The 7,101-nt window shown below is 44.2% G+C and carries 5 protein-coding genes and 4 tRNA genes; all 9 read left to right on the forward strand.

Translation table 11 applies throughout. The annotated features are described in order from the left end of the window. Positions 1-94: 94 nt before the first annotated feature. Positions 95-1,690 carry a peptide chain release factor 3 gene (locus HQR03_RS03780; protein WP_101210604.1) on the forward strand — a complete coding sequence of 532 codons (1,596 nt, stop codon included), beginning with the start codon at positions 95-97 and terminating at the stop codon, positions 1,688-1,690. Positions 1,691-1,965: 275 nt separating this feature from the next. Then, positions 1,966-2,811 (forward strand): RsiV family protein, encoded by an 846-nt coding sequence (locus HQR03_RS03785; RefSeq protein WP_244951972.1) that lies wholly within the window; start codon positions 1,966-1,968, stop codon positions 2,809-2,811. A 79-nt stretch (positions 2,812-2,890) separates the two neighbouring features. Next, positions 2,891-4,054: an FHA domain-containing protein gene (locus HQR03_RS03790; protein WP_173239196.1), complete on the forward strand. Its 1,164-nt coding sequence runs from the start codon at positions 2,891-2,893 to the stop codon at positions 4,052-4,054. 193 nt (positions 4,055-4,247) lie between these two features. Next, entirely contained in the window at positions 4,248-5,744 is a 1,497-nt protein-coding gene (locus tag HQR03_RS03795) for an anthranilate synthase component I family protein (RefSeq protein ID WP_173239197.1), read from the forward strand. A gap of 248 nt (positions 5,745-5,992) precedes the next feature. Next, positions 5,993-6,068: transfer RNA gene (locus HQR03_RS03800), tRNA-Thr, on the forward strand. Between the two features lie 66 nt (positions 6,069-6,134). Beyond that, a tRNA-Tyr gene (locus HQR03_RS03805) sits at positions 6,135-6,218 on the forward strand. Between the two features lie 81 nt (positions 6,219-6,299). Then, positions 6,300-6,373, forward strand: a tRNA-Gly gene (locus tag HQR03_RS03810). A 119-nt stretch (positions 6,374-6,492) separates the two neighbouring features. Next, a tRNA-Thr gene (locus HQR03_RS03815) sits at positions 6,493-6,567 on the forward strand. Between the two features lie 444 nt (positions 6,568-7,011). Next, a partial coding sequence (locus HQR03_RS03820; protein WP_173239198.1) for a GTP-binding protein occupies positions 7,012-7,101 on the forward strand: 90 nt, incomplete at its 3' end.

Here is a 7,101-nt window from a genome sequence, read left to right on the forward strand (position 1 = left end):
CCCATTATTTATACTATTTATTGAAATTAATGCCCAAAAGAAAGTTACTGTCTAAAAGACAGCCTTTTGGAAGTCAAGGTTGAAGCCAAAAATTATGAGCGTAGATCCAAAGAAATTAAACAAAGAAGTGGCCAAGCGCCGTACCTTTGCTATTATCTCGCATCCCGATGCGGGTAAGACCACCATGACTGAAAAGCTGCTGCTATGGGGGCAAGCGATTCAGGTGGTTGGTGAAGTTAAAGGCCGCAAAACCGACCGTCATGCGACATCGGATTGGATGAGCATGGAGCAGGAGCGTGGTATCTCTATCACTACTTCGGTTATGCAATTTCCTTATCAAGACCATATGGTCAATCTACTAGACACCCCGGGTCACGCCGACTTTAGTGAAGATACTTATCGTACGTTGACCGCTGTCGACAGCGCGCTGATGATGGTTGATGGCGCAAAAGGCGTCGAGGAACGTACCATCAAATTGATGGAAGTGTGTCGCATGCGTGATACTCCAATTATCTCGTTTGTGAACAAGTTGGATCGTCAGATTCGCGAGCCGCTTGAGCTGCTGAGTGAGATTGAGACGGTGCTTAAGATTAAATGTATTCCGTTGACGTGGCCCATTGGTATGGGGCAGGATTTCGTTGGCGTCTATCATTTGACCGAAAATAAGACTTACCTTTATGAAAAAGGTAATGGCGGCAAGATGACCGTCTCTGAGACCCGCGACGGCTATGATTATCCGGACATACGCGAGCGCCTTGGAAAGCTGATGTTTAATGCTTTTGAAGAGTCGCTTGAGCTGGTACAAATGGCGTTAGAAGACTTTAGCGAAGAGGCATTCTTGGCGGGTGAGATGACGCCAGTATTGTTCGGTACAGCGTTGGGTAACTTCGGTGTCAACATGGTGCTCGATACCCTTGTGAAATATGCACCGCCACCAAAAGCGCACCCGACTACTGAGCGTCAAGTCTCTGCAACTGAGACGGACTTTACGGGTTTTGTCTTTAAGATTCAGGCCAATATGGATCCGCGTCACCGTGACCGCATTGCTTTCTTGCGCGTGTGCTCGGGTAAGTACGAAAAAGGCATGAAGATGAAGCACGTGCGTTTGGGTAAAGACGTGCGCATTGCCGATGCGCTGACCTTTCTCGCCGGAGACCGTGAAGCCTTAGAAGAAGCGTATCCGGGTGATATTATCGGTCTGCATAATCATGGGACCATTTCTATCGGTGATAGCTTTACTGAAGGCGAAGAGCTGAACTTTACCGGTATTCCACATTTTGCCCCTGAATTGTTTCGCCGCGTGGTGCTCAGAGACCCACTCAAGTCTAAAGCGCTACAAAAAGGCTTGCAGCAGCTCAGTGAAGAGGGCGCAACGCAGGTATTTATGCCGCAGATTAATAATGATTTAATCTTGGGCGCGGTGGGTGTACTACAGTTCGAAGTGGTCGCGCATCGCCTAAAAGAAGAGTACAAAGTACAGTGTACCTTTGAGCCAGTTTCAATTGCGACCGTGCGCTGGATTCACTGCGATGATGAAGTGGCCTTGGCTAAGTTTAAGAAAAAAGCCCATGACCAGTTGTCACTTGATGGTGGTGGCTATCTTACCTATCTTGCGCCATCACGAGTTAACTTGCAGCTGATGCAAGATCGTTATCCAGAAGTGACTTTCAGCAACACTCGCGAGCATTAATATCTGTTATTTAAGTATGAGTAAATGGTTGAAACCTATTTTCTGTTTTTTAAAAGACACGCTAGCCGTGTCTTTTTTATTGCCCGTCGTTTAGACCGTTATTAAACCGATTTTTCATAAACACTGACATCTCAAAAATACTGATGACTCAAAAGCACTGATACTTCAAAAATAGTAACCCCTCAAAAACACAAACAGTGTTTCAACAATACATCACAGTGGTTACGGTAGAATAATATTAACCATTATGTATTTATGGAAAAATTATGATAATAATGTCTCGATTTACGAGCGCCACACCACCTATTAATCCGCCGTTAATGCCGAGCAGTGGTAACTTGCGCCGAGTTGGTACGTTAGTGACAGGCCTGCTGTTTGGAACAATAGCAATGTCCGCTAATGCGGACAATCTCATTAGCAGTACCGATTATCTTGATTATGAGCTGCCCAAAAGTGTGCAAGAGATATGTGCCGAACGACAGCATTGTCCAGAGATTGAGGTTAGGTATCTCAAAACCAATCAGGATTGGATAAACGATATCACCAATGCCCGTATCAATCATCTTGTCGTCAATAGTAAACAGACTGAATCCGCACCTATCAATATTAAGGCGACGCCGACTATGGTTAAGGCGGCTATTGATGACTTCGCAAGCTCACAATTTATAGATATGCCAGACGACAGTTCATGGTCGTATAATCTGACAGTGAAGCCTGAATATTTGGGTCATGTGAATGATTTTGAATTGTTTGAAATAAGCTCCTATGTGTTTACGGGCGGCGCGCATGGCATGCCTTATAGTGAATATTTAATATTCGATACAAGCAGTAAAAAACAACTGCAACTGACAGACATATTACAGACGGGCAAAAAACCCCGTTTTGAGGCGTTGGCTTATGAGGCATATAAACAGTGGGTAAAAACGGTCGATAACGACTTAAGCAGCTATGAGAAAAACTGGCCATTTACCCTCAGCGATAACGTCACATTGACTGGTAAAGGCGTTGATATTCGCTACCAGCACTATTCTATTGGCCCTTATGCTTATGGTATGCCTGTCCTAAGCATCCCTTATAGTAAGCTTGGCGGTGTGATCAAGCCGCGTTTTATTCCCAAATAATCGTTTTATCCTAAGAGAATAGTTGTAATAAATTTCAGAGAATGATTGAACATTTAATAATAAATTAAGGAGTGATGTTATGACGAGCAATATAGACAACACAGCAGCGACAACCCAAGCAACAGTCGCAGATACTTGGCGCCTCAATGCCCTAACCGCTGCGCTGGGTGATCTGACTTTGACTGTCAGCGACAGCCTATCTGTGGGACGTGGCAGTGATAATGACGTGGTACTTGGCAGTAAGGAGGTATCACGCAATCACGCGGTACTGAGCGTACTGAATGGCAAGCTGTACGTGAAAGATTTGGACTCCTCTAACGGTACGTTTATTAATGAGCAACGTATTGACGGTAATAAGTCTAGGCATCTTGAAGCCAATGATACGCTTGGCTTTGCCAGTTTTGCCTTCACTGTAACGCCGGTGACTGTTGCAGTGGATGAAGCTGTAGTGGATGAAGCTGTAGAGCAGCCAGTCGTCGCTGAAGAGCCGATGGTTGAGCGCGAATCTACGGTTGATACGGATGCTGACAAACCCGAAATGGTGATTGATGCACCAGACGTAAATTCTGAGCCAACTGCAGAGGTTAAGCCAGTTGTCAAAGAAACGATGGTTACAGACGTGTTGCCGTCAGCTAATGACTCAGATACCACTCCTGTTCAACAAGCTGATATTACTGAAAGCAAGATTGATAAGACTAATGAGGCTGATGCTCCAGTTGTTAAAGAAACGATCATCGAAGAGGTATTGGCGGCCAAAGATACTGTGGATACCACATCTGTGCAAGCGGCTCCAGTTGCCGCAGCTGCCTTAGACGAGCAGACACCGACTACTGAACAGGAAAATGTCGTGCATAAAGAAACAATAACTGAGACGCCTGTTACTGAAGAGCCGGTAGCTACTGAAAATGAAAAAGCATTAGTTGAACAGCCCGCTGTCGAGCAACAGTCCTTAGACAATGCAGACCACGACAAAACCACCAAAACCGAACTACAGGAAGAAGCTGATCCAGATGTGTTGCGTGCCAAACAAGCAGCAACTGCTCAGTTTTCGGGTACGGCCAATTTAGGGCAGGCTCACGACCTTGGTACCGAAGGCAACAATGCCATGGACCAAGCTGTCGATAACCCCGCAAATGCTGGATACGTAGAGAAAAAGCCTAGTGGTGGTTGGTTCATATGGGTATTTGCCGTCATCCTTATCATTGGCCTTGCGCTATGGCTGTTCAATATGGGCGGTATATAAAAGGTGTACGACCATAGCTTTGTTATATCGATAAGATAAATTAATGAGTTAAGGTTAGTTCCATTATTCTTAAAAATAGCGTCAGCGTTCGTTGGAGTGTTGACGCTATCTTTGTATTGTATTTTTATCATTGTTTTGAGATTGCTTCTAAGTTTAAGGCGCTTTGCCAACCCTGTGTTAAGAGAAAGCTACTATGATGACCTTTGATGAGTATGACGCCTTTAAAAATCGTGGCTTTAGTCATGCGCCACTGGTAAAAAAACGCTTGATGGATGCGCAGACTCCAGTCTCGGTATTCTCTAAAGTACGTGACTTAAATGGCTCAGCGTATTTGTTTGAGTCCGTCGTAGGCGGCGAGCGTTGGGCGCGCTATTCGATGATTGGTCTAGGTAGTGATCTGATTTTGCAATATGTAGACGGTAATATGACGGTCAAAAAAAATGATCAGACCACCGTGGATGCAGTTGATGATCCCTTTGACTATATTCGTCAGTTGATGGCGCAGTATAAGATGCCAACTGCCGAAGATATTATTACCTTGCCGAGCTTTAGCGGTGGTCTGGTCGGTTATTTTGGTTATGATATGGTGCGAGTTATTGAACCCAGTGTGGGACTGTCTGACGCCCCCGATCCGATGTCACTGCCGGATATGTGGCTGATGCTGTCGATGAGTGTCATTGTTTTTGATAATTTAGAGAATACGTTGTCCATTATTGTTTATGCGGACTGCACCGCTGAAGACGGTTATGGTCATGCCATTCGTGAGCTAGAGCAAATTGAGGGTAAGTTGGCAGAAATGGCAGATTTAAGCGCGCCGATTATGCCAACCCCAAAGTTTGAATCACAAACAGGGATGGAGAAATACTGTCGCGACGTTAAGAACATTAAAGACTATATCTCAGCAGGAGAGGTGATGCAGGTGGTGCCTGCCCAGCGTTTGACCGCTGACTATACTGGCGACTCGCTTGCTGTCTATCGCGCCTTACGGTTTTTAAACCCATCGCCTTATTTATTCTTGGTTCATGGTTACACGCTTGATGATCATAAGCGTTTCGACATTATCGGTGCTTCTCCAGAAACCTTATCACGTATCGAAAATGGCAAAGTCACCGTGCGTCCACTGGCGGGCACCCGTAAACGTGGTCAAAACGCAGCGGAAGATTTGGTGCTTGAGCAGGAGCTGCTGAGTGACGAAAAAGAGATTGCTAAGCATTTAATGCTGATTGAGTCGGGTCGCAACGACATTGGCCGTGTTTGTGAATGTGATAGTGTCAATGTCACCGAAAAGATGTTTATCGAGCGCTATTCGCAAGTCATGCATATTGCCTCTAACGTTGAGGGCGATATATTGCCTGATAAAGATGCGCTTGATGTCTTTTGTGCGACTTTCCCCGCAGGCACGTTAACAGGCGCGCCTAAGATTCGTGCGATGCAAATTATTGATGAGCTGGAGCCGTTACGCCGCACTGTATTTGGTGGCGCCATTGGTTATCTGGGTTGGCACGGTAATATGGATAGCGCCATTGCTATTCGTACCGCTGTGATGCGGCGCGGCAAAATCCATATCCAAGCCGGTGCTGGGGTAATCGCTGATTCTATTCCAGAAGCAGAGTGGGACGAGACCAATAAAAAAGCGTTGGCGCTCATTAAAGCGGTCAAAATGGCCTGTAATGGCTTGCGTATTCGCTAGATGTTTGATGGAAGTGCTTGGCAAAAGTGTCATTAAAGTTGCTAGTCCTCACCATGCAAGTTATCGTTTTCATAAGCATGTTAATAACTATTCGAACAATCCGGATAAAAAGCGCTATTTTGTCTGATAAAAAATATCAATATAATCAGTTGCTTGACGTTTATTATTAAAATAAGTGTAAAAAAACTCAAAAAGAGCTTGCGTCTGTCTAAATATTTGATAGAATAGCCACCACTTTGAGAGAACAAGCCGACTTAGCTCAGTTGGTAGAGCAACTGACTTGTAATCAGTAGGTCGCCAGTTCGATCCCGGCAGTCGGCACCATCTCTTTCAAAGTCGCTTTTTATGAATTTGTCTTAGATTAAGTCATCTTTGTTCAAAGCAAACTAAGGTGGGATTGGGGAGCGGTCAAACCCAACAGACTGTAAATCTGTCGCGAAAGCTTCGAAGGTTCGAATCCTTCTCCCACCACCATATTTTCTAAGTTTGTTATAGCGCCAAGCATACTCAATATATAACCACTCTTTATAAGAGTGAGCTTACAGAAGAGTAAATGCGGGTGTGGTATAATGGTAACACCTTAGCCTTCCAAGCTAATGACGCGGGTTCGATTCCCGCCACCCGCTCCATATAGTCACAATCGCAAAGACTACCAATAATTCATCACGACAGTCAGTATATTATTGCTGTATCGTGATATTTTTTTTAGTGCAACCCACTGGTTGGCTACTGTAGTTGTTAAAAGCATGCTCATATAGCTCAGCGGTAGAGCACTCCCTTGGTAAGGGAGAGGTCTCGAGTTCAATTCTCGATATGAGCTCCATTTATTATTCCAGCTTTTTGCGTTTGCTTTGCTATTTTAATACACAGCTTTATATCGATATCGAAACTATAGAATATTGAAAACGATAAAAAATCAGTATAGCAAATAAAAATTTAAGGGTGACACTGAGGTGTTGCCTTTTAGTGCTGTCAATTTCCCAATCAATTATATTGATGAAGCAATGCAGTACTAACACGCTCACATAATACAGTTTAATATTCGAGAGCTAAAAAAGTTAAAGATTGAAAAGCAAGTATAATGCCTACATATAAAAGTATGGCGTTTATATTGCACTAAAGCAGTTAAGAGTAAGACAATAAAGCAGCTTTTAGTAGATAAACCATAGCGTCAACGGTTTGATGGTTTTGTATGTATCATGAGCCGTCAAACAGCTATTTACCGATCTTTGATTATAAAGATTCACCAAAAAAAGAGGAAATACCCATGGCAAAGGCCAAGTTTGAACGCAGCAAGCCACACGTCAACGTCGGTACCATCGGACACGTTGACCACGGTAAAACCACACTAACCGCC

It is taken from the genome of Psychrobacter okhotskensis (genome assembly GCF_013248965.1).
GTDB lineage: Bacteria > Pseudomonadota > Gammaproteobacteria > Pseudomonadales > Moraxellaceae > Psychrobacter > Psychrobacter okhotskensis.

Bases quoted from the DNA above. Each gene is read 5' to 3' on its own strand.
- HQR03_RS03780 (WP_101210604.1), top strand. From the start codon at position 95: ATGAGCGTAGATCCAAAGAAATTAAACAAAGAAGTGGCCAAGCGCCGT.
- HQR03_RS03785 (WP_244951972.1), top strand. From the start codon at position 1,966: ATGTCTCGATTTACGAGCGCCACACCACCTATTAATCCGCCGTTAATG.
- HQR03_RS03790 (WP_173239196.1), top strand. From the start codon at position 2,891: ATGACGAGCAATATAGACAACACAGCAGCGACAACCCAAGCAACAGTC.
- HQR03_RS03795 (WP_173239197.1), top strand. From the start codon at position 4,248: ATGATGACCTTTGATGAGTATGACGCCTTTAAAAATCGTGGCTTTAGT.